General features: G+C 46.3%; 27 protein-coding genes. 19 read left to right on the top strand and 8 right to left on the bottom strand.

All coding sequences use genetic code 11. From position 1 onward, the window contains the following. Nucleotides 1–208: 208 nt before the first annotated feature. The 6 genes from Q9M42_RS08005 to Q9M42_RS07980 all read left to right on the top strand — a co-directional run bounded on the left by Q9M42_RS08005 (nt 209) and on the right by Q9M42_RS07980 (nt 6,413). Complete coding sequence (locus Q9M42_RS08005; RefSeq protein ID WP_322525972.1) at nt 209–1,108, top strand: DNA-3-methyladenine glycosylase family protein; 900 nt, start codon at nt 209–211, stop codon at nt 1,106–1,108. Then, nucleotides 1,095–2,504: a 23S rRNA (uracil(1939)-C(5))-methyltransferase RlmD gene (rlmD, locus tag Q9M42_RS08000; protein WP_322525971.1), complete on the top strand. Its 1,410-nt coding sequence runs from the start codon at nt 1,095–1,097 to the stop codon at nt 2,502–2,504. Before Q9M42_RS08005 ends, rlmD begins: the two co-directional genes overlap by 14 nt. Before the next feature lie 130 nt (nt 2,505–2,634). After that, complete coding sequence (locus Q9M42_RS07995) at nt 2,635–3,876, top strand: PucR family transcriptional regulator (protein WP_322525970.1); 1,242 nt, start codon at nt 2,635–2,637, stop codon at nt 3,874–3,876. Between the two features lie 103 nt (nt 3,877–3,979). Then, complete coding sequence (ald, locus tag Q9M42_RS07990) at nt 3,980–5,101, top strand: alanine dehydrogenase (protein ID WP_322525969.1); 1,122 nt, start codon at nt 3,980–3,982, stop codon at nt 5,099–5,101. Between the two features lie 94 nt (nt 5,102–5,195). Further along, entirely contained in the window at nt 5,196–6,149 is a 954-nt protein-coding gene (gene corA, locus Q9M42_RS07985; RefSeq protein ID WP_322525968.1) for a magnesium/cobalt transporter CorA, read from the top strand. Between the two features lie 24 nt (nt 6,150–6,173). Beyond that, nucleotides 6,174–6,413 (top strand): hypothetical protein, encoded by a 240-nt coding sequence (locus Q9M42_RS07980; RefSeq protein WP_022795051.1) that lies wholly within the window; start codon nt 6,174–6,176, stop codon nt 6,411–6,413. A gap of 45 nt (nt 6,414–6,458) precedes the next feature. Here the strand turns inward: Q9M42_RS07980 and Q9M42_RS07975 are convergent, their stop codons facing one another. From Q9M42_RS07975 to Q9M42_RS07960, 4 genes are all read right to left on the bottom strand, one after another. After that, nucleotides 6,459–6,848, bottom strand: coding sequence for an ectoine synthase (locus Q9M42_RS07975; protein ID WP_322525967.1), 390 nt, complete (start codon nt 6,846–6,848; stop codon nt 6,459–6,461). A gap of 106 nt (nt 6,849–6,954) precedes the next feature. Next, entirely contained in the window at nt 6,955–8,238 is a 1,284-nt protein-coding gene (ectB, locus tag Q9M42_RS07970; RefSeq protein ID WP_322525966.1) for a diaminobutyrate--2-oxoglutarate transaminase, read from the bottom strand. 88 nt (nt 8,239–8,326) lie between these two features. Continuing rightward, on the bottom strand, nt 8,327–8,845 hold the full coding sequence (gene ectA / locus Q9M42_RS07965; protein WP_322525965.1) for a diaminobutyrate acetyltransferase: 519 nt from the start codon (nt 8,843–8,845) through the stop codon (nt 8,327–8,329). A 299-nt stretch (nt 8,846–9,144) separates the two neighbouring features. Beyond that, complete coding sequence (locus Q9M42_RS07960) at nt 9,145–10,041, bottom strand: TIGR01777 family oxidoreductase (protein ID WP_322525964.1); 897 nt, start codon at nt 10,039–10,041, stop codon at nt 9,145–9,147. Between the two features lie 119 nt (nt 10,042–10,160). On the opposite strand from Q9M42_RS07960, the gene recX reads away from it, so the two are divergent. From recX to Q9M42_RS07945, 3 genes are read left to right on the top strand one after another with little or no spacing between them, the layout of a single operon-like run. Further along, on the top strand, nt 10,161–11,015 hold the full coding sequence (gene recX, locus Q9M42_RS07955) for a recombination regulator RecX (RefSeq protein WP_322525963.1): 855 nt from the start codon (nt 10,161–10,163) through the stop codon (nt 11,013–11,015). Continuing rightward, nucleotides 10,981–11,289, top strand: coding sequence for a YfhH family protein (locus Q9M42_RS07950; protein WP_322526181.1), 309 nt, complete (start codon nt 10,981–10,983; stop codon nt 11,287–11,289). Before recX ends, Q9M42_RS07950 begins: the two co-directional genes overlap by 35 nt. A gap of 20 nt (nt 11,290–11,309) precedes the next feature. Beyond that, nucleotides 11,310–11,561 (top strand): YfhJ family protein, encoded by a 252-nt coding sequence (locus Q9M42_RS07945; RefSeq protein ID WP_322525962.1) that lies wholly within the window; start codon nt 11,310–11,312, stop codon nt 11,559–11,561. 34 nt (nt 11,562–11,595) lie between these two features. On the opposite strand, the gene Q9M42_RS07940 is transcribed toward Q9M42_RS07945, so the two are convergent. Beyond that, the gene (locus tag Q9M42_RS07940; RefSeq protein WP_322525961.1) at nt 11,596–12,594 is read right to left on the bottom strand and encodes a metal-dependent hydrolase; all 999 of its coding nucleotides are present in this window, start codon (nt 12,592–12,594) and stop codon (nt 11,596–11,598) included. A 122-nt stretch (nt 12,595–12,716) separates the two neighbouring features. Here Q9M42_RS07940 and Q9M42_RS07935 point away from each other — a divergent pair, with 122 nt between their 5' ends. The 3 genes from Q9M42_RS07935 to Q9M42_RS07925 are packed head-to-tail and all read left to right on the top strand — an operon-like array spanning nt 12,717 to nt 14,905. Further along, entirely contained in the window at nt 12,717–13,058 is a 342-nt protein-coding gene (locus Q9M42_RS07935; RefSeq protein WP_322525960.1) for an MFS transporter, read from the top strand. Between the two features lie 18 nt (nt 13,059–13,076). Next, a complete protein-coding gene (gene mutY / locus Q9M42_RS07930; protein ID WP_322525959.1) occupies nt 13,077–14,153 on the top strand; it encodes an A/G-specific adenine glycosylase in 1,077 nt (358 codons plus the stop codon). Beyond that, on the top strand, nt 14,150–14,905 hold the full coding sequence (locus Q9M42_RS07925; RefSeq protein WP_322525958.1) for an SDR family NAD(P)-dependent oxidoreductase: 756 nt from the start codon (nt 14,150–14,152) through the stop codon (nt 14,903–14,905). Before mutY ends, Q9M42_RS07925 begins: the two co-directional genes overlap by 4 nt. Before the next feature lie 30 nt (nt 14,906–14,935). On the opposite strand, the gene Q9M42_RS07920 is transcribed toward Q9M42_RS07925, so the two are convergent. After that, complete coding sequence (locus tag Q9M42_RS07920; protein WP_322525957.1) at nt 14,936–15,931, bottom strand: NADPH:quinone reductase; 996 nt, start codon at nt 15,929–15,931, stop codon at nt 14,936–14,938. 119 nt (nt 15,932–16,050) lie between these two features. On the opposite strand from Q9M42_RS07920, the gene ntdP reads away from it, so the two are divergent. The 3 genes from ntdP to Q9M42_RS07905 are packed head-to-tail and all read left to right on the top strand — an operon-like array spanning nt 16,051 to nt 19,749. Continuing rightward, nucleotides 16,051–16,602, top strand: coding sequence for a nucleoside tri-diphosphate phosphatase (gene ntdP, locus Q9M42_RS07915; RefSeq protein WP_322525956.1), 552 nt, complete (start codon nt 16,051–16,053; stop codon nt 16,600–16,602). Nucleotides 16,603–16,614: 12 nt separating this feature from the next. Further along, nucleotides 16,615–18,357 carry an ABC transporter ATP-binding protein gene (locus tag Q9M42_RS07910; protein WP_322525955.1) on the top strand — a complete coding sequence of 581 codons (1,743 nt, stop codon included), beginning with the start codon at nt 16,615–16,617 and terminating at the stop codon, nt 18,355–18,357. Between the two features lie 21 nt (nt 18,358–18,378). Then, on the top strand, nt 18,379–19,749 hold the full coding sequence (locus tag Q9M42_RS07905) for a dipeptidase (RefSeq protein WP_322525954.1): 1,371 nt from the start codon (nt 18,379–18,381) through the stop codon (nt 19,747–19,749). A 37-nt stretch (nt 19,750–19,786) separates the two neighbouring features. On the opposite strand, the gene Q9M42_RS07900 is transcribed toward Q9M42_RS07905, so the two are convergent. Further along, a complete protein-coding gene (locus Q9M42_RS07900) occupies nt 19,787–20,863 on the bottom strand; it encodes an FUSC family protein (RefSeq protein ID WP_322525953.1) in 1,077 nt (358 codons plus the stop codon). A 29-nt stretch (nt 20,864–20,892) separates the two neighbouring features. After that, nucleotides 20,893–22,194: a glutamate-1-semialdehyde 2,1-aminomutase gene (locus Q9M42_RS07895; RefSeq protein ID WP_322525952.1), complete on the bottom strand. Its 1,302-nt coding sequence runs from the start codon at nt 22,192–22,194 to the stop codon at nt 20,893–20,895. 109 nt (nt 22,195–22,303) lie between these two features. Between Q9M42_RS07895 and bcp the strand changes: the two genes are divergently transcribed. The 4 genes from bcp to Q9M42_RS07875 all read left to right on the top strand — a co-directional run. Then, nucleotides 22,304–22,813 (top strand): thioredoxin-dependent thiol peroxidase, encoded by a 510-nt coding sequence (bcp, locus tag Q9M42_RS07890; protein ID WP_322526180.1) that lies wholly within the window; start codon nt 22,304–22,306, stop codon nt 22,811–22,813. Nucleotides 22,814–22,828: 15 nt separating this feature from the next. Beyond that, complete coding sequence (locus tag Q9M42_RS07885) at nt 22,829–23,140, top strand: cyclic-di-AMP receptor (protein WP_322525951.1); 312 nt, start codon at nt 22,829–22,831, stop codon at nt 23,138–23,140. A 95-nt stretch (nt 23,141–23,235) separates the two neighbouring features. Continuing rightward, nucleotides 23,236–23,673, top strand: coding sequence for a peroxide-responsive transcriptional repressor PerR (gene perR / locus Q9M42_RS07880; RefSeq protein ID WP_322526179.1), 438 nt, complete (start codon nt 23,236–23,238; stop codon nt 23,671–23,673). A gap of 93 nt (nt 23,674–23,766) precedes the next feature. Then, nucleotides 23,767–23,995: hypothetical protein (locus Q9M42_RS07875; protein ID WP_322525950.1), on the top strand; the 229-nt coding region annotated here is incomplete at its 3' end.

The raw sequence follows: 23,995 nt of genomic DNA, 5'->3' as shown, positions 1-23,995 counted from the left end.
TTGTAATGAATGAAAACAAAGGAAGAAAGCCATTTCATCGAGAATAGGAAAATAGAACGGAAAAAATAATTAACAATTTATTGAAAATTAATGCTTTTATACTAAAAAAAGAAAAAATTGCAGAATTCTGAGTACACCTGGGAGCAGGTCGCGTGAACAGGGGTAAACGTGATAAAATAACAAAGCTTCATGAAAGGACGTAATTACTGTGCAGCAGATAACACGGCAGATCCCGTCCGTATATGATGTTCAGCTGATGCTGAAACGGATGGCACTCGATCCGCTGTATAATGTAGATATCGATAAAAGACAGGTGAAGCTGCCTCTGCCGGCTGAAGGCCAGCTTGATACAGTAACTGTTGCGTTTGTTGAACATCAACCGGAGAATTATGTATATATAGAGGCTCCGGAGAAGAGAGAACAGGAAGCTCTGGACAAAATAGAACGCATTTTTCGTTTTTATCAGCCACTCGAGCAGGCAGCCGGGCATTTTCAGGAAACGGAATTAGAGCCGCTGTTCCATCGGTTTTACGGTGCGCCGCTTACCTGTGACTTTGACCTGTACGGCTGTCTTATAAAAACAATTATTCATCAGCAGTTGAACATGACCTTTGCCTATACTCTTTCAACAAGATTTGTTCAGACATACGGCACTTATAAAGACGGTGTATGGTTTTACCCCGGACCTGCGACTGTGGCAGCCCTTCATCCTGATGAGCTTCGAAAGCTGCAGTTCAGCCGCCGGAAAGCGGAATACGTAGTGGATATTTCAAAAAGCATTACGCATGGCACGCTTGATATCGATGCTCTTCAGAAAAAACCTGATGAGGAGGTTATACAGGAGCTTACGAAGCACCGGGGGGTAGGGCCCTGGACGGCAGAATGCTTTTTATTGTTTGGACTCGGAAGAGAAAACCTGATGCCTGCTGCTGATATTGGCATACAAAATGGATTGAAGAAGCTGCTGGGACTTGAAGCGAAACCATCTAAAGCAGACATAACAGAATGGTCCGGCCGGTGGAGCCCGTACAACAGCTATGCAAGTATTTATTTATGGCTTCATGTGGAAATACTAGATAAAGGAGAAGATACACGTGCCGAAAAATGAAAAATTTGAGCAGCGCCAGCCGCTGCAGGAGGGTCAGGAGTTTCCGCTGACCATTAAACGTATAGGTATTAACGGTGAAGGAATTGGATATTTTAAACGCCAGGCTGTTTTCGTAGAAGGGGCACTCCCGGGGGAAGTGATTGTCGGTCAGGTCGAGGAAGTAAAACGGAACCGTGCGATTGCAAGCATTAAGTATATCCGCGAAGCTTCGCCGAGCCGGCAGAAAGCTCCCTGTCCGGTATATAAAATCTGTGGCGGATGCCAGCTGCAGCATGCCGAATACGACGAACAGCTGTGGATGAAGCAGGACCTGGTGCTGCAGTCATTTGAACGTTACGCTCCTGTCGTACCGGAGATTCGTGAAACGATCGGCATGGAAAATCCATGGCGGTATAGAAATAAAAGCCAGTGGCAGACAGGAGAGGGAAAGAAAGGGCGAGTGGAAGCCGGTCTGTATTCGAGTGATTCCAATCAGCTCGTAGACCTCACCAACGTCGGCTGTATGGTGGAGAAGTCGATTCTAAATAAGATTACAAAAGCAATTACCGTATTTATGAAGGATGAAGAGGTGCCTGTACACACGAGTAAACAAAAAGGGGTTAAAACCATCGTCGTGCGGGCAAATGAACAAAAAAGCGAGGTTCAGGTAACGCTTGTAACATCTTCGGTGGATCTGCCGGAGCAGGAAGAGCTGGTGGATTTCCTCCGTTCTTCGTTCGCTGAAATAAAATCAATTCACCATCATGTGCAGCATGAAAGCAGCCCGACTGTTTTTGGCGGGACGACCACGCGACTGTGGGGTAAAGATACAATTAAGTACAACATGCAGGACTTTTCATTTCATTTATCCCCGGAAGCATTTTTCCAGCTGAACTCGGAGCAGGCCTCCACGCTTTATGACGAAGCGAAGCAAGCGGCAAAGCTCACAGGCCGTGAAAAAGTGGTCGATGCCTACTGCGGCAGCGGCACAATTGGTCTTTGGATGTCCTCGGATGCTAAGGAAGTACGCGGCATGGATATGATTAAAGCGAGCATTCAGGACGCTAACAAAAATGCTAAACAGGCAGGAGCTTCCCACGCCAGGTTTTACCACGGCAAAGCCGAAGAAATGATGCTTCAGTGGCAGCGGGAAAACTGGAGCCCTGATGTAGTAGTAGCGGATCCGCCGCGCACAGGCTGCGGGGAGGCACTGCTGAATACGATTGGAAAAGTGAAGCCTAAACGCTTTGTGTACGTATCCTGTAACCCATCCACCCTGGCCAAGGATGCCGCGTATCTGAAAAAAGCAGGGTACCATCCAGAATATGCCCAGCCGGTGGATATGTTCCCGCAGACATCTCAGGTGGAAGCCGTAGTTCCTTTTGTGTATAAACCAGAGAAAAAAGGAAAAAAATAAATATGCGTGGTGAACAGCAATGTGTTTATACTGGCTCGGTATCAGCCTGATTGTCTCTATTATTCTTACCATTCTGGCTAATCTGCTGCTCTACCTTTTTTTATAAACCTGGAAAGGAGAGCACATACCTATGTTTGAAAAGCAGCTTTGGCAGCATACTGCCGATTCATTAAATGAATTTGCCGACTTTATCAGTGAAGCACTTGGGGGCCCGGTTACCATTGAGGATTCGACGCACCGTCTGCTCGCTTACAGCGGCCATCCACAGGTCACTGACGGAGCACGTACGGCGACTATCATGGGGAGGCGCGTGCCGGAAGAGGTGATTCACCGTTTATGGAATGAAGGAGTGATACCAAGCCTTCATCAGCAGAGCGAGCCGGTCTCTATTTCCGCTATTGATGAAATAGGACTCGGAACCAGGATGGCCGTAGCCGTCAAGGAAAAGCAGACGGTAATAGGCTACATCTGGGTGGTGGAGGGCGAAACGCCTCTTTCAGAAGAGGCAAAGCAGGATCTTCACTCGGCAGCTGTTGTTTGCGGTGAGCGTTTCCGGCGGCAGTTTCATCCGAGAAATCCGGCACAACAGGACCATCAGGAGTATTTTTGGCGTCTGTTGACTGGGGATGAGACGGATGAGCAGGCAGTAGAGCGTCAGATGCTTCGTTTTTTTCCGGGGCGGCCACAGCAGTATTCTATTGTAATCATGGAGTTTTCAGAACAGCTTGAACACAATGCCTGGGAGCGGCTCACCTATCTGCTGACGATTTCGCAGCGGGTGAAGGTGATGCTCAAAACATATGACCAGCACCGGGCTATTCTTATGCTGTATGGACTTGAAAGCAGAAATATAGAAGCAACTATTTCCGCATTTTTACATCAAATGCATGAGTTATGGCACGAACGCTACGATGACACCTTGACGGCTATTGCTGCGTCTGAAATTTGTCATCAGTATATGGAAGTGGCGGGCGGTTACAGGCAGGCACTGACCATGCTTGATTTAAAAAAACAGGTCCGCCAGCTTCCCTCCCATTATTACTTCCTGCATGAAGCGGGCTATTACCGCTTTTTTCCCGTTCTTATACAAAAGCGGGAGGAAGAAACATTTACCCACCCTTCCCTAAAAAGCTTATCCGATTACGATGCAGAAAATGAAACGGAGCTTTTGAGCACGCTTTACATCTATCTGAGCGAAGACTGCAACGTCAACGCGGCCGCTAAGATACTTCATGTGCATCCCAATACGCTGACCTACCGTTTAAAAAGGATGCAGGCAATTGCAGGTGTAAGTCTTTCCAGCGCCCATGAAAAATGGACGCTGCTGCTGGAGTTGGAATTGTTGAAAGAAAAACACACAAACCTATTGTGAAAAATCACAAATGGATAATGAAAATATTATTTTAATCCGCCAATGCTTATAATCCGGAAACACGCTATACTAACAGAAAAGGTATTAGAGGAGGCGATGCATCTTGATTATAGGGATTCCCAAAGAGATTAAAAACAATGAAAATCGAGTAGCGATTACGCCGGCGGGGGTTGTGCATTTAACACAAGCGGGCCATCAAATATATGTTGAAAACCATGCGGGAGAAGGTAGCGGATTTTCGAATGAAGAATATGAATCAGCTGGGGCAAAAATTATTTCGGAGGCCGAAGACGTTTGGAAGCAGGCAGAGATGATACTGAAAGTCAAAGAACCTCTGGCTTCAGAATATCAGTTTTTCCGGGAAAACCTGATTTTGTTTACTTATCTGCATCTTGCTGCTGAACCTGAGCTGGTGAAAGCATTAACCGAAAAGGGAGTCACTGCAGTAGCTTATGAAACAGTCGAGGAAAACCATACACTGCCGCTCTTAACACCAATGAGTGAAGTAGCAGGAAGGATGGCAGCCCAGGTTGGAGCTCAGTTTCTCGAAAGCGTGAACGGGGGCAAAGGTGTTCTGCTTTCGGGAGTGCCCGGAGTGAAAAAGGCCAATGTAACGGTAATCGGCGGAGGGGTGGTCGGCACGAACGCTGCACGCATCGCCCACGGTCTCGGGGCCAACGTAACAATTATCGATTTAAACCCGGCGAGACTCCGCCAGATAGATGAAGACTTTGGCGGCCAGATTCAGACGCTGAGCAGTAATCCCCTGAACCTGGCGGAGGAAGTAAAACGGTCGGATCTGGTGATTGGGGCCGTCCTGATTCCTGGAGCCAAAGCACCGAAGCTTGTGACAGAAGAAATGGTGAAAAGTATGGACCGGGGCTCTGTGCTGATCGATGTGGCGATCGACCAGGGAGGCATTATTGAAACTGCCGACCAGGTAACGACGCACGACCAGCCGACATATGAAAAACACGGTGTTGTGCACTACGCTGTGGCGAATATGCCGGGGGCGGTTCCAAGAACGTCTACAATTGCTTTAACTAACGTGACCATCCCCTATGCGCTTCAGATTGCAAATCAGGGCGTGGCAAAAGCTCTTACCAATAATCCGACGCTTGGCAAAGGGTTGAATACAGCGCAGGGAAAAGTAACGTATAAGGCAGTGGCAGAGGATTTAAATTATCCTTACGCATCGTTAGACGAAATACTTCCGATGTTGTAAAATGTGGAACGGGGCGCCGGAGCGGGTGCCCCGTTTTCTTGTGGGAAAATAACTACAGCGGGCAACTGCTGTTCAAAGGAAGGGAGGGGCTGCAATGATTTCCTGTGCCGGTATAGATGCAGAAGGAAACACAATAAACAATATTACATTGGATGAATTTAAAAAATACGAATGGAAATGGTACTGGATTGATTATTCCTCTCCCACCACTGAGGAAACAAACACGCTGGACTCGGTGTTTCATTTTCATCCACTGGCCATTGAGGACTGCTACATGGAGCGTCAGCGTCCAAAGCATGATTCATATGATGGGTACAGCTTTTTCGTCCTTCATGCACTTGATAAGGACACGCTTGGGGCTGAGGAGATCTGTATGTTTCTTGGCCCCAATTTTGTCGTTACATATCATGAAGCTCCGTCTTCGGCGGTTAATCATTCCTGGAAAAAGCTGCGGGCTGAAGGAGCTGCGCTGAATCCGGATGATATCAGCTATCACATTATTGATAAAATGACGGATGAATACTTTCCGGTCCTGGATCAAATCGAAGACCGGCTGAATGAGATCGAGGAAAGCAACGCGGAGCTGACCTATGGTAAGCTGATAGAAGAAGTATTTGATTTACGGTCCGATCTGCTTAGGCTCCGTCGAACCATCGTTCCTATGAGAGATCTGGTATACCGGGTGTTGTTTGTGGAGCGTCTGCACCTGATTACCCAGCAGCGGGAATATTATCGGGATATTTATGATCATCTTCTAAAGGTCACCGAAATGATCGAATCCAACCGGGCAATGACCTCAGACATGAGAGACAACTTTCAGACGATGGCATCAAACAGAATGAATGCGATTATGATGACGCTCACGATCGTATCAACAATCTTTATTCCGCTGACATTTATTGCAGGGCTTTATGGTATGAACTTCGTGTATATGCCGGAGCTTGAATATAGATACGGATATTTCATAGCGCTTGGGGTTATGTTCTTAATAGCGGTAGTGCTGCTGGGCTTGTTTAAACGAAATGGATGGTTTAAGATTTTTAGATAGAAGAGTAGAAAGGGGGCGTTCGGATTGTCCTACCGGTTATATAAAGCACATTTTAAGCATCCAATGCACGAAGAAGATTTGATCGTTTACTACGATAAAGATCAATCAACCTTTTGTTTTGCGACAAAAGATATTGAGGAACAATCCCCGGAGATATGTAAGTTCCAATATCCTGCAGATTCTCTGCACGATGTGAAACTTTTCATTGAAAAACTGGGTGTTGACGCCCAGACGCTTACGTTTCGTCATTATCTTCTGCATTAATAAGCAAATCCCCTGAGGCCAAAAGCTTCAGGGGATTTTTTGATATTAGTCAAGATCTGCCGGATATACGCCGTTTTCATCATGAACTTCACGGCCGCTAAGCGGTGGGTTGAATACACAAACCATGCGCATATCTTTGCTGCCTCCGCGAAGCATGTGCTCATCGTTTTTATCGAGCGCGTACAATACACCTGGCTCGAGCTGATATACTTTATTATCGCTTAATGTTTCAATTTCTCCATCTCCTTCAATGCAGTAGACGGTTTCGAGATGGTTTTGGTACCAGATGTGAGTTTCAGTGCCGGCACGGATAATTGTATCATTCACCGAGTAGCCCATATTATCGTCTTTCATAATGAAACGGCGGCTGACCCAGTTACCGTCATCCACTTCACGTTCAGTACCGATCAAATCTTCGAGCTTAATTACTTTCATTGTCTATTCCTCCATCTTGTCAGTTAAGGGTTTATATCATAAAAAGGCCGACCGTCGGGGTGCCGATCGATCGGCTTCTTTTTATCCAATTAGTCAATCGGCTAAATTAGTTGGCAACGAGGTTACTTTCAGCGGTAACTTCTTCAATTGCCTTCTGAAGAATCGACAGCCCGCGTTCAAGTCCTTCGTCGTCAATGGTGATTGGCGGGAACAGTTTAAATACTTCATCGTCCGCACCGGCTGTTTCCATAATCAGACCGTGTTCAAAGCACCTGCCGGCGATGTTGTCAGACAGATCTTCGATAGGACTCATAATTCCCTGCATAAAGCCACGTCCTTTACGGACACCTTTCATTTCAGGGTGCTTTTTGATCATGTCATCCAGAAACGAAGCAATACGTTCGGACTTTTCCTGGACGTTCTTTTCCAAACGGTCATCCTTCCAGTAATTCAAAGCTTCAGTACCTGTTACAAAAGCAAAGTTATTTCCGCGGAAGGTACCGTTGTGCTCGCCGGGAGCGAATTTGTCATACTCCGGCGCCACTAAAGTGATGGCAAGCGGTGAGCCGTTGCCGCCAATTGACTTGGATAGGCATATAAAGTCAGGTTTAATACCGGCTGGTTCAAAGCTAAAGAAAGTACCGGTACGGCCGACGCCTGCCTGGACATCGTCAAGAATAAGCTTAATGTCGCGTTCACGGCAGATTTTTTCAATCGACTGAAGCCATTCGCTGCTTGCGGCATTTAAGCCGCCTTCACCCTGAACTGTCTCTACGATAAACGCTGCTGGCTTGTCAAGGCCACTGCCTCCGTTATCAAGGAAGTTCTCAATATATTCAACGGAATTATCGCTTTCTTTTAGGAATTTGTCATACGGCAGGATGGACGTATTGGATAAAGGCATGCCGGCCCCGCCGCGTTTGAATTTGTTGCCCGTAACGCTCAAAGCTCCAATAGTCATACCGTGAAAGCCGTTAGTGAAGCTGACAACATTTGTGCGTCCCGTCACTTTACGGGCGAGCTTCAGTGCGCTTTCTACACTGTTTGCGCCAGTCGGCCCGGGGAACATGATTTTATAATCCATGTTACGCGGCTTCAGAATAATATTCTGGAAAGCATCGATAAATTCGCCCTTTGCTTTAGTTGCCATATCAAGGGAGTGAGTAACGCCGTCTTCCTGAATGTAGGCGAGCAGTTTTTCTTTCATGTTGTCATCGTTGTGTCCATAGTTCAGTGCTCCTGCGCCGGAAAAGAAGTCGACATATTCTTTTCCATCCAAATCCCATAGCTTGTACCCTTTTGCCTGGTGAAACACAGTAGGAAATCCTCTGACGTAGCTGCGCACTTCCGATTCGTATTCGTTAAAAACGCTAAGATCATTTTTCATCATAAAAGTAAGTATCCTCCTTGGGAATGTTATCGAAAAATTCAGTTTTTACATAATACATGACATGCGCTTTGCATGTCATGTTCACTACTTATTTTGTAAAGGGTCCTACTCGAAATGTCAACTCTTCTTCATGTTCATCATCCGGAAAAAGGTCTTCCGTAAAGCATTCAGAAACTGTCACTTCAGTCTCCCGTTTCTTGGCAAGCTTTTTAAACAACGCCTGCGAAGCTTCATTGGAAGGAGTGATGGTAGCTTCTAAATACAGCACTTCTTCACATACATCCCGTTCCAGAAGAGCATCCAGCAAACGGGAAGCAAGACCTTTTCCCCGTTGGGAAGTATCCACGCCCACCTGCCAGACAAATACGGTATCCTGTTTTTCAGGTGGAATAAAGGCCGTTACAAAGCCCACTAATTCATCGTTTTCTTTAGCGACAACACATGTTTCGGCAAAAAATTCACACATCATAATATATTTATATGAGGAATTTAAATCTAATGTGGAGTTTTTGACAAGTTCCCACATGTCTGCCCCGTCTTCCACGGTTGGTTTGTCAAAAACGATTGAATCGACGGAACCGTTCGTTCCAGTCATTTTCGTTTCCATTTTCTTACCACCTTTTAAAAGTAATAGAGGGCTACCTGTACTATACCTCTTTATAGAAAAAACAAACGTAAGATTGCCTTGTTTTATAATGTAATAAGATCTGCCATACTCATAAAACAAATCTTAACGCTAATTATGAAAATTTTCAAACTTGCCTATCAGGCATTTATGCGTATTATTACTACTTATAGAGTGTTATGTAACCTGAACAGCGAAAACGATAAGTAATACTTGCGCAGATGGACAATTCCTCCGCCTTTGATAAGAAAAGCCGCCCGAAAAGCCCGGACGGCGTGTGATTACTCTTTTAAAATGTTGATCAGCGCAGGCTGCAGGCTTGGAAAATGAAAGTGGAAGCCGTGATCCATGGATTTTTGGGGTATGACCTTCTGGCCTCCTAGGATCATTACACTCATTTCACCGAGCATCTTCTCGATAACAAATGACGGTACAGAGAGCCAGTGCGGACGTCCGGTCACTTTAGCTATCTCGCGTCCCAGTGTTTCCATTTGTGCAGGCTCAGGCGCGGTAATGTTCAGTGCCCCTTTAATTTCTTTGGTGGTAGCTGCAAAAAGAATCATTTCGACAGCGTCTCTTAAATGAATCCAGGAAAACCACTGTATTCCGCTTCCGAAAGTGCCGCCGCCAAACATTTTGTAGACAGAAACGAGTGGCGGGATAAACTCCTGCAAAACGAGACCCATACGTGCTTTTACTACCCTGATTCCGAGTTCTTCCGCTTTTTCAGCTTCATTTTCCCAGCGTACGGAAACCTCCTGTAAAAAGTTTGTTTCTCCTTTAGCGGATTCCTCAGTAAATTCCTCTTCGTCGGAAATTCCGTAATAAGCGACGGCGGAGGCGCTGATGAGAACTTCGGGTCTATGGCTGCTTGCTTTAAAAATGCGGATAACTTCTCTTGTAGAATCGATACGGCTGTTTAAAATATCCTCTTTGGTTTGTTCCGTCCAGCGTTGAGCAAGGGATGTGCCTGCGAGATTTATGAAAGCATCTACCGGCGGCAATTCATATTCGGGTTTGCTGCCGGGCTTCATCCATTCAATAAAAGTGATCCTTTCACTATTTTTTTTATTTTTACTGTTTCTTGTTAAAATGTAAATATGGTGGCCCATCTGTTCGAGGTAGCCTGTGAGGGCGGAGCCTACATATCCGCTTCCTCCTGCGATAGCGATATTCAATGTGTATTTCTCCTTTCACTACTTAAGGTGATGTAAAAACGTCACTTTTGAAGCTATTCAACTTTACCCAAAAGCAGATTGTCATAATCATTTCCACTATGCAAAAGGAGAGGGCCTTTGTGAAAATTACAAAAATTGAAGTGCAGAAAAATAACCCCGAACGATATAATATTTTCACCGACCAGACAGGCCGGGAAGCATTTACGACCGGTGTGGATGAAGCTGTGCTAGTGCAGTGGGACCTTAAAAAGGGGAAAGAATTGACGGAAAAAGAACTTGAACTCATGATTGAGGATGATCATGAACGCAAGGCATGGAACCGGGCGCTGCATTACTTATCGAGTGTGATGAGGACAGAAAAAGAAGTATATGACCACCTAATAGAAAAAGAGTTCACAGAAGTCTCCGCATCGAAGGCGGTTGACAAAGCAAAGGAATATAAATTCTTAAATGACCGGGAATTCGCCAAAGCGTTCGTGCGCACAAAAATTAATACGACCGATAAAGGGCCGAAGGTTATTAGGATGGACCTGGAGAAAAAAGGTGTGGCGGAGACTTATGTTTCCGAGGCTATGAAGGCACTGACTGATGAACTGGCTCTCGAACGGGCGGTGACCGCAGCGGAGAAAAAAGGGCGTCAGAAAAAAGGCGAATCGGGAGGTGCGGTGAAGCAGCGTTTGTTGCAAATGCTGCTCCGGAAAGGATACGATCATGAAACAGCTTCAGCCGCTGTAAAAGAAGCGGACTTTGCTCCTTCCGAGGAAGATGAGTGGAACTCGGTGCTAGTGCAGGGAGAAAAAGTTTACCGTAAATGGGAAGGCAGGCTTGAAGGCCGTCAGCTTGAACAGAAAATTAAAGAATACCTGTACCGGAAACAATTCCCGATGGAGCATATCCAGCGGTTTTTAGATGAAAAGAGAGAGGAGTCCGAACATGGGAATGGAAAAAAGATACAGCCAGATGAGCAGATATGAGCTTGAACAGGAAATCGCGAGCTTAAACGAAAAGTCCAAAAAAGCCGAGCAGATGGGAAGAGGAAATGAATTTGCGGTTTATGAGCGTAAGATCGCAATGGCGAAAACGTATATGCTGGATCCAGCGGACTATCAGCCGGGGAAAACGTACCGGATCGCCCAGGAAGGGTCCACCTTTGAAATAGAATTTATTAACGGCGTGTTTGCCTGGGGCTACCGAAACAATTCAAGCCAGATCGAAGCATTGCCTTTCTCCCTGTTGGTAGAAAAATAAAGAATGGAGGAACGCGCGGAATGGAAAACCAGAAAAATTATTTATTGGAAACTCTTCTTTCAGTCAATAATCAGTTAACAGACGAAAAAGCCCGGGAATGGGTGGACTTTTTATGGGAGGACTTTGAATCCACTCAGGCGAGAGCAGGCCGTTCGTACAAAGGTGAAGAGGTAACAGGGCAGATTGTAGAAAAATGGGTTCGGCAGTATGGTCCGCACCTGCACCGCTACGAAGCGACAAACGAAAAGTTTTTTGGCATTAACCAGATATAAGTAAAGAGTACGGAGAGCGGCTCCGTACTCTTTATTATTGAGTATAATAGGAAAAGGCCCGGCCTTTGTCGAGTTTTTTGTGAAGGGTATCATCACTGAAAATCCAGCCGGTGTAGGAAGTCATAATCTCCAGGTCCTCGTTCAGCTGAACGACCGCTACAAATGGATAGTATCCTTTACTGCGGTAACGCAGGTCGATGAATTTTACTTCGTATCCCTCGTCTGTGTTGCGGACAATCCAACGGTACGTAGGGGAGAAGGATAGAAAGGAAGCAAGGTTCCGGTCATCTCTGGCTGCGTTAATAACCGGATCGTCAGGAATTGGCTCAAACGGGTACGTTTCAAAGTAGCGAAGCCGTCCGTTCCGGTAATTGGTGACGAATAACTTGTGCGGCGTACGAATAACCAGGTGCCACCGGTACCAGTTGTATGTCGGTGAAATAAACAGGTGCGTGGCATCCGGGTGCAGGCGACGGGCTCTTTGCAAAACAATATTTCGGGCCTGAAACCGCCATAAATAGTAAAACAGCAAAAAGATATATAAAACAATCATTGAGGCTGCTCTCGGTACATCAAACCACCATAGAATAAATACGAATAGGTGGGAGAAAAAGATTACCGAATCAAAAATATTAATCACGCCGAGCGCTATCCATCGTTTCGTAAACGGGGATAACGCCTGGGTGCCGTAGGCATTAAAAATATCCACAAAAACGTGAAGAGCGACAGCGATAAAGGACCAGAACCATAAATGCGAAAAAGCAACGTCCGGAGAAAACATATATATAAGAGCTGCCAGCAGAACCGGCCAGATTAAAACGGCAGGTATGGAGTGTGTCGGGCCGCGGTGGTAGCGGATATAGACGGCGTTATTTTTCAGTTTTAATACGGTATCAAAATCAGGGGCCTGTGACCCTATAATTGTTGCGATCAGGATTGTACCCATTGCTCCGCCTTCGGTTGAAATAGAAGGATCAATGGTGGCAAGACCTCCCAGGCCGATCCCCATCACAGTATGAGTTGCTGTATCCATTGGCACCACCTTTATTTTATGGCATGCTGAAACAAAAAAAGCCTGTGGCATCAAACAAGCACAGACCGTACCAGCGTAGTTTCATGATACCCTAAACAGTTTATTTCAAAAAGGAGAATTGTATGAATCCGCAGAAATACGTCGTTTTTATGGAATACCGGATTTTAGAAGATAAAAGAACTGAATTTTTAAACGCGATGGAAGAAATTTCTTCAGCTATGCTCAATGAGCAGGTGAATAATTATGAATGGTTTGAGTCTGTGGATCAGGGAGCATTATTTGTAGAAATGTTTGCAGTTAATACGCCCGGGCAGTACCACGACCTGAAAACGAAACGAACAGAGGCAGATGAAGAGGTCTATGGCCTCCTTGATAAATTCGTCCCTGGAGGGATAAATAAAGTACACTGCTGGTGTTTTGAGAAAAAAGGACCTTACGGTGACCAACATAAAGAGAAAGAGTGAATTGCTATGCATCCACTATTGGAAAATTTTTCGCCGGAACAGTTTCAACAGGACCTAGTCGACTGGTACCGGCACCAAAAAAGAGATCTGCCCTGGAGAAGGAGCAGAGACCCTTATCACATATGGATTTCAGAAATTATGCTTCAGCAGACAAAAGTCGATACAGTCATCCCGTATTACTACCGGTTTTTAGAAGCTTTTCCCACTATTGAAGCTCTAGCAGAGGCTGAAGAAGATCAGGTGATGAAGAAGTGGGAAGGTCTCGGTTATTATTCACGGGCGAGAAACCTGCACCAGGCGGTCAAAGAAGTAGCTGAAGAATACGGAGGAGAAGTCCCGAGCGGAAAAAAAGAGTTTCGGTCGTTAAAGGGAGTCGGCCCCTATACAGCAGGAGCAGTACTCAGTATTGCTTTTGATAAACCGGAGCCGGCCGTGGATGGGAACGTAATGCGCGTGTTTTCGAGGCTGCTGTGTTTGTATGAAGACATCGGCAAGCAGTCCACAAAAAGTACTTTTGAAGCAGTGCTTGGCGAAATTCTGCCGCTTACCTCACCATCAGACTTTAATCAGGCAGTGATGGAGCTTGGTGCTCTTATCTGTACGCCAACCTCGCCGGGATGTCTGCTTTGTCCGGTGCAGGAGCACTGTAAAGCAAGAGCGGCAGGGGTGCAGGAGGAGCTGCCGGTAAAAGAAAAGAAAAAGGCGCCGAGAAAGCAGGAAATGGCAGCAGCGATTATTTGGAACGATGAAGGGGAATTATTAATCCATCAGCGCCCGGATAAAGGCCTTCTGGCAAGGCTGTGGGAATTTCCCAACACAGCAGTGGAAAATGAAGCGGAACGCGCCGGAGAAATAGGAGCTTACCTTGAGGCGGATGCATTCGTAACCCCAAAAATTGAGCGTCCAGTACAGCGTGTGGAACAAACATTTTCGCATTTGATCTGGAATGTGCACGTATATGAGGGGCAGGCGGAAAAAAGCGCTCTGCCGGAGGATTGGAAATGGGTTTCGCTGAAGAACGTAGCGAACTACGCGTTCCCTGTGGCCCATCAAAAAATATATAATACGCTGGTTGAAAGGATGGAGTTAAAATGAGCAAAGCTTTTGAGGGAAAGAAAGTATTGATTACAGGCGGTTCCAAAGGAATAGGAAAAGGCATTGCTCAGGCATTTTACAGCCAGGGAGCCGACGTTGGTATTTTAGCTCGTTCTGAAGAATATCTAAAAGCTGCCAGGGAAGAAATCGGAGACATCGAGACCTACGCTTGCGATGTCACTGTAGGTAAGGAGAGGCAAAATACCTTTCAACGGTTTATCGAAACGTTTGGCGGTATTGACGTACTTATAAACAATGCTGGCGGAAGCAGCGGTGGAAAAATTGCGGATACGTCTATGGAAGAATTTACGCAGGCGATGGAAACAAATTACTTCCAGGCTGTACACTTTAGTAAAATGGCGTATGAGCAGATGAAAGAACGCGGCGGAGCGATTATTAATATCACATCGATCTTTGGAAAGGAAGCTGGCGGAAAAGCTACGTATAACAACGCCAAAGCGGCGCTGATCAGCTTCACAAAAGCAGCAGGTAACGAATGGATAAAAGACGGAGTGAGGGTCAATTCAATTGCTCCAGGGTCCATTCTGCACCCTACCGGTAATTGGCAGAAGCGGATAGAGGAAAATCCAGAAGCGATGGAGCGGTTTGTGGAAGAAAATATCCCCGCAGGAAGATTCGGTAATGTGGAGGAAGTGGCAGACGCAGCTTTGTTTCTCGCTTCGAAGGAGGCACGATGGCTCGTTGGCACAACGCTTACTGCTGACGGTGGTCAGTCCCGGATGAATATATAAAACCAGAGGCCGCGGCCTCTGGTTTTATATTTATTCAGAAACAGTAAGCACGAGGTTGCCGGAGTAACGCTTGTTTTCCAAATCTTTGTGGGCCTGGGCAGCTTCCTCCATAGGGTAGGTACGGGCTACGTGCGGGGAAAAGACTCCTTTTTCATAAGCCCTCTGTACTCCGAAAGCTGCTTCCTGCAGCGCTGGAACAGGAGCTGTGAAAAGCAGAATGCCGAGGATGGAAGCATATTTTTTGTTTAAAAGCTGCCACGGAAAAGACGGCATATTGTTCACCGGGGAGCCAACTGCAACGATTCGCCCTCCGGGAGAGAGGATCTGCAGATCTGTATCGGCATTTTCACTGAAAGACATATCAACAATAACATCAGCGCCTGGCTGTCCCGTAGCTGAAGCAAAATCTTTCTTCCAGCTTTCATCTTTTAGGTTCAAAACAACGTCAGCACCGGCACGGCGTGCGGCTTCGTGTTTTTCAGTGCTGCTTGCTGTAGTGATGACAAAGGCATTATGATGCTTGGCCAGCTGAATAGCGGCATGACCGACCGCTCCGGCCCCGCCGTAAATAAGCACGGTCTCTTCAGGCTGAAGCGCCGCCCGGAAAAATAAAGCCATATGAGCAGTAAGGGCGGGAATTCCAAGAGAAGCTCCTTCGGTAAAGCTCATGCCTTTTGGAAGGGGAAAAATGTTTGAAGCCGGGGCGGCTGCCCACTCGGCGGCGGCACTCGGAATGTTTGTGCCCCAAACCCTGTCCCCCGGCTGAAAATTTCCTGCACTGCTGCCGACTTTTTCGACGATTCCGGCAGCATCAAAATGAGGAATAGCCGGGAAAGAGGAGACGGGGCGTTTGCCGGAGCGAAAATACGTATCAACGGGATTGAGGCCTACCGCCTTCACCTGTATGAGAACTTCATCCGGCTGAATCTCGGGCTTATCCACTTCTTCCGTGGTGAGTACATCCGGATTTCCCTGTTCATGATAAACGACTGCTTTCAAAAAATCGTCTCCTTTCATTTTGCACATGATAGTTTTGTCTCCCCTTTTATCCTAACAGTTTTTCAGATCGACAGAAGAAATGTATAATAGAAAGTGATAGAAAAAAGAAGGCAGCAAAAATTGAAGAAGAAGGGAGGCGGGACACATTGGCCGAGCGTAACGAAATCGCCGCAAGCTTCCCGGAAACAGGTAAGCCTATCCAGGTGCAGAGTTACAAGCATAACGGATCGCTCCACCGTGTATGGGAAGAGACATTAATACTGAAAGGTACAAGCAGAGAGGTTATTGGTGGGAACGATCGTATTCTGGTTCACGAATCGGACGGAAGAGTCTGGAGAACGAGAGAGCCTGCTATTTGTTATTTTCATGCCGAAAAATGGTTCAACGTTATCGGCATGATCCGGTCTGACGGAGTGCATTATTATTGCAACCTTGGCACCCCGTTTGTATACGACAGTGAAGCTCTTAAATATATCGATTATGATCTGGACATTAAAGTTTTTCCGGACATGACCTACAATTTACTGGACGAAGACGAATATGCCCAGCATAAAAAAGAAATGAATTACCCTGCGCAGATAGATGAAAAGATGGAGACGAGTATTCGGGAACTGCAGAATTGGATCTGTCAGAGAAAAGGCCCATTTAACTCTCATTTTATCGAACAGTGGTATGAGCGTTTTTTGTTTTTTCGATAAGAGGTGAAAAAGATGGGCAGTATTAAACGCTACATGCAGTTTGTGCGGCCGTACAATAAAATAATTGCGGTGACAGTGATTATTGGTATTTTTAAATTTGGTCTGCCGCTTTTAACGCCGCTCATTCTTGCTTATATTATAGACCACGTGCTGTTGGCTGATGGCATGCCAACAGCTGAAAAAGCACGAGTGCTCGCCTGGCTGGCAGGCGGAGCGGTTGTGCTTTTTATTATCGTTCGTCCCCCGATTGAATATTACCGGCAATACTTTGCCCAGTGGACAGGAAACAAAATTTTATATGATATCCGTGATCAATTGTTCAGCCACATACAGAAGCTGAGTCTGCGGTTTTATTCCAACCGCAAGGCAGGCGAAATCATTTCGCGGGTAATCAACGATGTCGAGCTGACCAAAGACTTTGTCATTACCGGCCTGATGAACATATGGCTTGATCTTGCCACCATTATTATTGCACTTATTATTATGTTCACGATGGACGTGGAATTGACGCTGGTGGCGATGTTGTTTTTACCTATTTATGCCTTTTTCATCAAATATTTTTATTCAAGGCTTCGGGATCTAACAAAAGCAAGGTCGCAGGCGCTTGCAAATGTGCAGGGGCACCTGCATGAACGGGTGCAGGGGATGAGTGTGATCCGGAGCTTTGCCCTCGAAAATCATGAACAGGGACAGTTTGATACGAGAAACCGGCAGTTCCTGGACCGCGCGGTGGATCACACGCGCTGGAATGCTAAAACATTTGCTGCTGTTAATACCGTGACAGATGTAGCGCCGCTGGTAGTTATCCTGGCAGCCGGCCTGGCTGTATTATACGGGAATTTATCCGTCGGGGAGATGGTAGCGTTCACCTCTTACATGGAGAGGCTTTACAGTCCGATGCGGCGTCTGGTGAATTCATCTACCACCCTTGTGCAGTCGATTGCTTCAATGGATCGGGTGTTTGAATTTATTGATGAAAAATATGATATTACCGACAAAGAAACAGCCGTACCGGTGAAGCATGTCAAAGGCGACATCAGGTTTGACCACGTATGGTTTAAATATGAAGAGGACACTAACGATGTATTAAAAGATGTCGATCTGCATGTGAGATCGGGAGAAACTATTGCACTGGTTGGTATGAGCGGCGGTGGTAAGAGTACGATCGTCAGTCTCCTTCCGCGGTTTTATGATGTGAGCGGCGGCGCTCTGCTTCTTGACGGAAAAGACGTGCGGGACTATGAAGTGCGAACACTCCGGGATCATATCGGCATGGTGCTGCAGGACAATATTTTATTCAGCGAATCGGTGAAAGAAAATATCCGGATGGGGAAACCGGAAGCCACGGATGAAGAAGTCATACATGCAGCGCGTATGGCTAATGCTGAGGTTTTTATCAATGAACTGCCGCTCGCCTATGATACCCCGGTCGGAGAACGGGGCGTGAAGCTTTCCGGCGGACAGAAGCAGCGGATTGCTATTGCCCGTGTATTTTTGAAAAACCCTTCGATACTTGTATTTGATGAAGCCACTTCGGCGCTGGACCTGGAAAGTGAGCATTATATTCAGGAAGCGATGGAGCGGCTTGCACGTGACAGAACGACTTTTATTGTAGCGCACAGGCTTTCAACGATCACTCATGCGGACCGGATTGTCGTAATCGAAGACGGCCGGGTGGTGGAATCAGGCAGCCACGAGCAGTTAATGATGGCAGAAGGCTCTTACCAGAGGCTGTTTGACGTTCAGCATGTGTAATTGAAAAGCAGGGAGGCAACCATGGAAGAAGTCAAAAATTATTTCAAACATCATCGAAGCAGCCACTTAAACCAGCTGAAAGAATTTTTATCGATACCAAGCATTAGTGCAGACCCTGAGCACAAGCCCGATATGGAGACTGCGGCCTACTGGGTAAAGGAAAGTATGCGATCAGCCGGTCTGGAAAACACGGCTGTAATGGAGACAGGCGGTCACCCGGTTGTGTACGGGGATTGGATGCATGCTCCAGGGAAGCCTACAGTTCTCTTTTATGGGCATTATGACGTGCAGCCGGCCGATCCGGTTGAGCTGTGGGAGACGCCGCCGTTTCAGCCAGAGATACGGGACGAAAAGATCTATGCCCGTGGTGCCACTGATGATAAAGGCCAGGTGTTTATGCATCTTAAAACGATTGAAGCCTTCATGCAGACTAAAGGAGAGCTACCGGTAAATGTGAAGTTCTGCATTGAAGGAGAAGAAGAGGTGGGCAGTCCCAATCTCGATGAGTTTGTAGAAAAGCACCGTGAACTGCTGCAGGGAGATGTACTGTTGGTTTCCGATACGCCGATGCTTGAAAAAGGCCGGCCGACAGTGTGCTATGGACTGCGGGGGCTCGCGGGTGTTCAGATTGATGTGAGAGGGCCGAAGGGAGACCTGCACTCCGGTCTTTACGGAGGCGGAGTCGCAAATCCGCTTCATGCACTGGCCGACATACTTGCATCTATGCATGACGACAGAGGCCGTATTACCGTCGATGGGTTTTACGACCGGGTTCTTTCGCTTACGGAGCAGGAACGCCGGGCGTATGCGGAGCTTTCGTATGACGAAGAAAATACAAGAAAAGAATTAAACGTGCCGGAGCTGTTCGGCGAAGAAGGGTTTTCATTTCTGGAAAGAACGTGGGCCCGGCCGACGCTTGAAATTAACGGTATGCACGGAGGCTTTCAGGGGGAAGGCATCAAAACGGTGCTGCCCTCTGCTGCTTCAGCTAAGATTACGTGCCGGCTCGTGCCTGACCAGGACCCGGATGAGATTGCTGAAAAGCTGACAGCTCATGTTCAACAAAAAACCCCGAAAGGCGTAGAGGTGGAAGTGACTCCGTTTGATAAAGGCCGGCCATTTGTCACTCCGTTTGACCACCCGGCCATCCAGGCAGCCGGGAGGGCGCTTGAAACAGCGTACGGTACAACAGCAGCATATACGCGAATGGGAGGGTCTGTGCCTGTCATTGAAACGTTCTCCCAAATGTTAAACGTGCCGGTAGCATTGATGGGATTTGGTCTTCCAACCGAAAACTTCCATGCACCGAATGAACATTTTCATCTGGAAAACTACGACAAAGGCCTTGAGGCTTTAGCGGAATACCTGATGGAGATCAGTGAAAATTTATAAATAAAAAAGGAGGGCGCCCGCTGTGGGAGTCCTCCTTTTAATTTTCAATAGCGAAGAAGTCTTCGCTGCTGTGATAGCGGAAATAGGTCTCGACAAGCCGGTCGAGATGTTCAAGCTGCTCATTATACTCGACGATATGTGCAACAATAGGAAGCAGATGAAGCCATTCCGAGCGGTCGATATTTTGCTGCTCATACATTTCCATGAGCTGATCTGTCAAAGACGCTCTACCCTCATCGACCTCTTCGGCCATCTCCTCGGTAAGATGAGTGGTCACCTTGCCTACATAACGCTGAAGAATTCTGTCATGATAATCCATAAGATGATCAAGCTGATTGCGTATGGCTTCCTGCATGTCTGAAGGCGTGTGCTGCATATCGTTTTCAAATTTATCAAGTGTGCGCAGGATGGTCACGATTTTATTCATCGAAGCGATCATCTGTTTAAAAAGAACAACGCGCCGATCCCGGGTTAGCCGGGCTTTTTTTGTATACACGCGTTCTTCTTTAAACAAAAGGTACAGGTTTTCGATGGAAACCGTCTGGTCTTTAAGAGAGGAAAGGTCCTTCCGCAGCGTCTGACGGTTAGTTTCGTGCCTTCCAAGCAGCCGGATCCACTGAATAGTATCCTGGGTTACGTCCCGGATCTGCTGATACAGCTTAGTTTCATGCTTTGGCGGCAGAAACAGCATGTTGACTAAAAAAGATGCGAGAATCCCGAGCATGATTAAAGCAAACCGCTCCGAGGCAAACAAAATAAAGTTGCCGTCTCCTGGCCTTCCCATGATAATGATGACCGTCACAACAGCAATCGGAATGGTGGAGGCATCCAGCTTCAAGCCTAAAATGCCTGCAATAATAATCATCACCGTGACGCCAATAATTACCGGATCGTGGCCGAAGGCAAGTACCATAACAATAGCTGTGCCAGCCCCGATGATATTAGCCTGAAGCTGGTCGAGCATTGTTTGGAATGTACGGGATATGGACGGTTGAATAGCGAAAGTAGCGGCGATAGCTGCGAAAAAAGGAGGATTCAATCCAATCCAAGATGCTGCGTATATAGCGAGAACGATCGCAAGACCGGTCTTGAAAATTCTGGCTCCCAGCTTCATAACGGATTGTATTCCTTTCTGTATTGAACTTAGTGAATGTAGCTGCTTAAGGCTGCGAAAGCCTGTTCCGAAGCTTCCAGCGTTTCTTCTATGTCACCTATGCTGTGTTCAGTGGTGAGAAACCATGCTTCGTATTTTGAAGGAGCGAGGTGCACGCCCCGGTCGAGCATTTCTTTGAAAAAGATGCTGAACCTTTCCGAGTTCGAACGCTCGGCTCCTTTATAATCTTTTACTGTTTCGTCTGTAAAATAAATAGTGAACATTCCTTTTAACCTATTGATCGTAACGGGAATGCTGTATTTTTCAGCCTGATCGAGGAGACCTTTTTCAAGGCGTTCACCCAGATGATCCAACGTGTCGTAAACTCCGTCTTTTTCCAATACTTCAAGGCAGGCAATGCCGGCGCGCATAGAAGCAGGGTTTCCGGACATTGTGCCTGCCTGATAGGCTGGACCCAGGGGAGCGACCTGCTCCATGACATCAACCCGGCCGCCGTAAGCGCCGATCGGCAGACCGCCTCCGATGATTTTCCCCATGGCGGTCATATCCGGTTCCACCTGGAGCATATTTTGGGCAGCGCCGTAGGTGAAACGAAAAGCAGTAATGACTTCATCAAAGATAAGAAGAGAGTCCGATTCGTGGGTAAGTTTTTTGATCTCTTCAAGATAACCGGGATCCGGCTCGACAAGGCCGAAATTTCCTACGATAGGCTCGATAAGGACTGCAGCTGTTTCGTCCCCCCAGCGGTCCATGGCTTCGCGAAAGCTTTCAATGTCGTTAAATGGCACAGTGATGACTTCTGAGGCAATATTGGGAGTCACACCCGCAGAGTCCGGGGACCCCAGCGTCGATGGGCCGGATCCGGCTGCCACGAGTACAAGGTCGGAATGGCCGTGATAGCACCCTTCGAATTTGATGATCTTATGTTTACCGGTATAGGCTCTGGCTACACGGATAGTTGTCATTACAGCTTCAGTGCCGGAATTGACAAACCTGACCTTCTCAAGAGAAGGGACTGCGTCTTTTAATTTTTTAGCAAAGACGTTTTCCCATTTAGTAGGGGTTCCGAGCAGCGTGCCTGTTCGGGCAGCCTCATTGATAGCTTCAGCTATGTGCGGATGGCCGTGCCCGGTAATAATAGGACCGTAAGCTCCGAGGTAATCAATGTAGCGGTTGTTATCCTCATCAAATAAATATGCGCCGCTTCCTTCTTTCATAAAAACAGGAGTTCCGCCTCCGACGCCTTTAAAGGAACGGGAGGGGCTGTTAACGCCTCCTACGATCAAGTCGCAGGCTTCATTATAGAGTTCGGCAGATTTTTCATAGGACATATTTTCTTAACTCTCCTTACTATCAACTATTTCTTATCTATTGTATCATGGAGAAGTAAAGCAAAAACCATGATATCATAAGATGAAAACAAGTGTTGAGGTGATCAATATGAGTACAGAAGAAAGCAGTGTAAATCCAAAAGATCTGGAAGGAAAACAGGCGCCTGATTTTGAGCTTCCCGCTACTGCTGGAGAAAATATCCGTTTAAGCGATTACCGGGGACAAAATGTAATTTTGTATTTTTACCCGAAAGATAACACGCCTGGATGCACAACTGAAGCCTGCGATTTCAGGGATGCTCTCCCGGAATTGAATGATAAAAACGTTAAAGTACTCGGGGTCAGCCCTGATTCAATGAAAAAACATGAAAATTTCACCGCCAAGCATGAACTTTCCTTCCCACTCCTGTCTGATGAAGAACAGGAAGCAGCCAACGCCTATGGAGTTTGGAAATGGAAGAAAAATTTCGGTAAAGAATACCTCGGAATTGTACGGTCCACCTTTTTTATTGATACAGAAGGAGTCGTGCAGAAAGTATGGGACGAGGTGAAGGTAAAGGACCATATCGCGGAAGTATCCCGGTATGTTGATGAATTCTTGTCATCTTCTAAAAAATAGCAGGCGGGTGAAAAGATGAAACTGCTTCTTTGCATTATCGATAATTTTTACACTGATCAGGTAGAGATGGAAATGAAAGATAAAGGCTACCGTATGACGGAAATTGCAAGCAGCGGCGGTTTTTTAAAAAAAGGAAATACAACGTTTATGTTTGGCGTGAATGAAGACGAAGTGGCGAAGCTGAAAACAGATTTAAAGGATATATGCCTGGCTTATGAAAAACACAGGGGAAAACGGCCCGAACATTCAAACAGGTTTACTTCTTTTCTTTTAGACGTATCGATGCTTCCTTTTTTTCAATCAGCCCAAGCAGATGAGAATCGCTGACCCCCTTTCATTGACAAGGATCAGGGGGTTCCGATAGAATAGATTATAAGAATTACAAATAAAGAATCGTTTTACAGGAAGAGAGGTGCATGACGATGGCGAGCGCTAGCCTACAGGAAGCAGTAAGTGTCTTGAAAAGCACGAACGTTCGGATGACACCGCAGCGTCATGCTATTTTAGAGTTTCTGCACTCTTCAATGAGCCATCCGACTGCTGACGATATCTATAAATCTCTTGAAGAACGTTTTCCGAACATGAGTGTAGCCACAGTCTACAATAATCTTCGGGTTTTTAAAGATGCTGGCATAGTGAAAGAATTAACCTACGGGGACTCCTCAAGCAGGTTCGACTGCGTTACTTCAGATCATTATCATGTAATATGTAATGATTGCGGGAAAATTGTAGACTTTCATTATCCAGGCCTGGATGAAGTAGAAACGTTAGCTGAACATGTGACCGGCTTTGAAATTGAAGATCACCGGCTGGAGATTTACGGAACATGCCCGGAATGTACAAAGATGAGCAAACAGTAAGCTGTTTTAAAAGCCTTCATCTTTTAATGGATGAAGGCTTTTGTATGCTTTTTAAACACAGGAAATTCTCTTGTAAACTAATTTAAAATTATTTTGCAAAAGTGGTTGACGGTCTTATGGGCCGATGTTATATTACTAATTGTCGCCAAAACGGCTGACAGAAAAGAGAATAACGAATTAAAACTTCTTCAAAAAGTTGTTGACATTCATTATTCAAAAATGATAAATTATAAAAGTCGCTGTTTAGCGGTAGATCGTTCTTTGAAAAGGAAAGACAAGCCAGAGCCCCAATCAAAAGCAACACATTTTTTTAGGGCATCTC

This window comes from Marinococcus luteus (assembly GCF_034497705.1).
Classification (GTDB): Bacteria; Bacillota; Bacilli; order Bacillales; family Marinococcaceae; genus Marinococcus; species Marinococcus luteus_A.
This window is presented reverse-complemented; position numbering and strand designations above follow the sequence as displayed.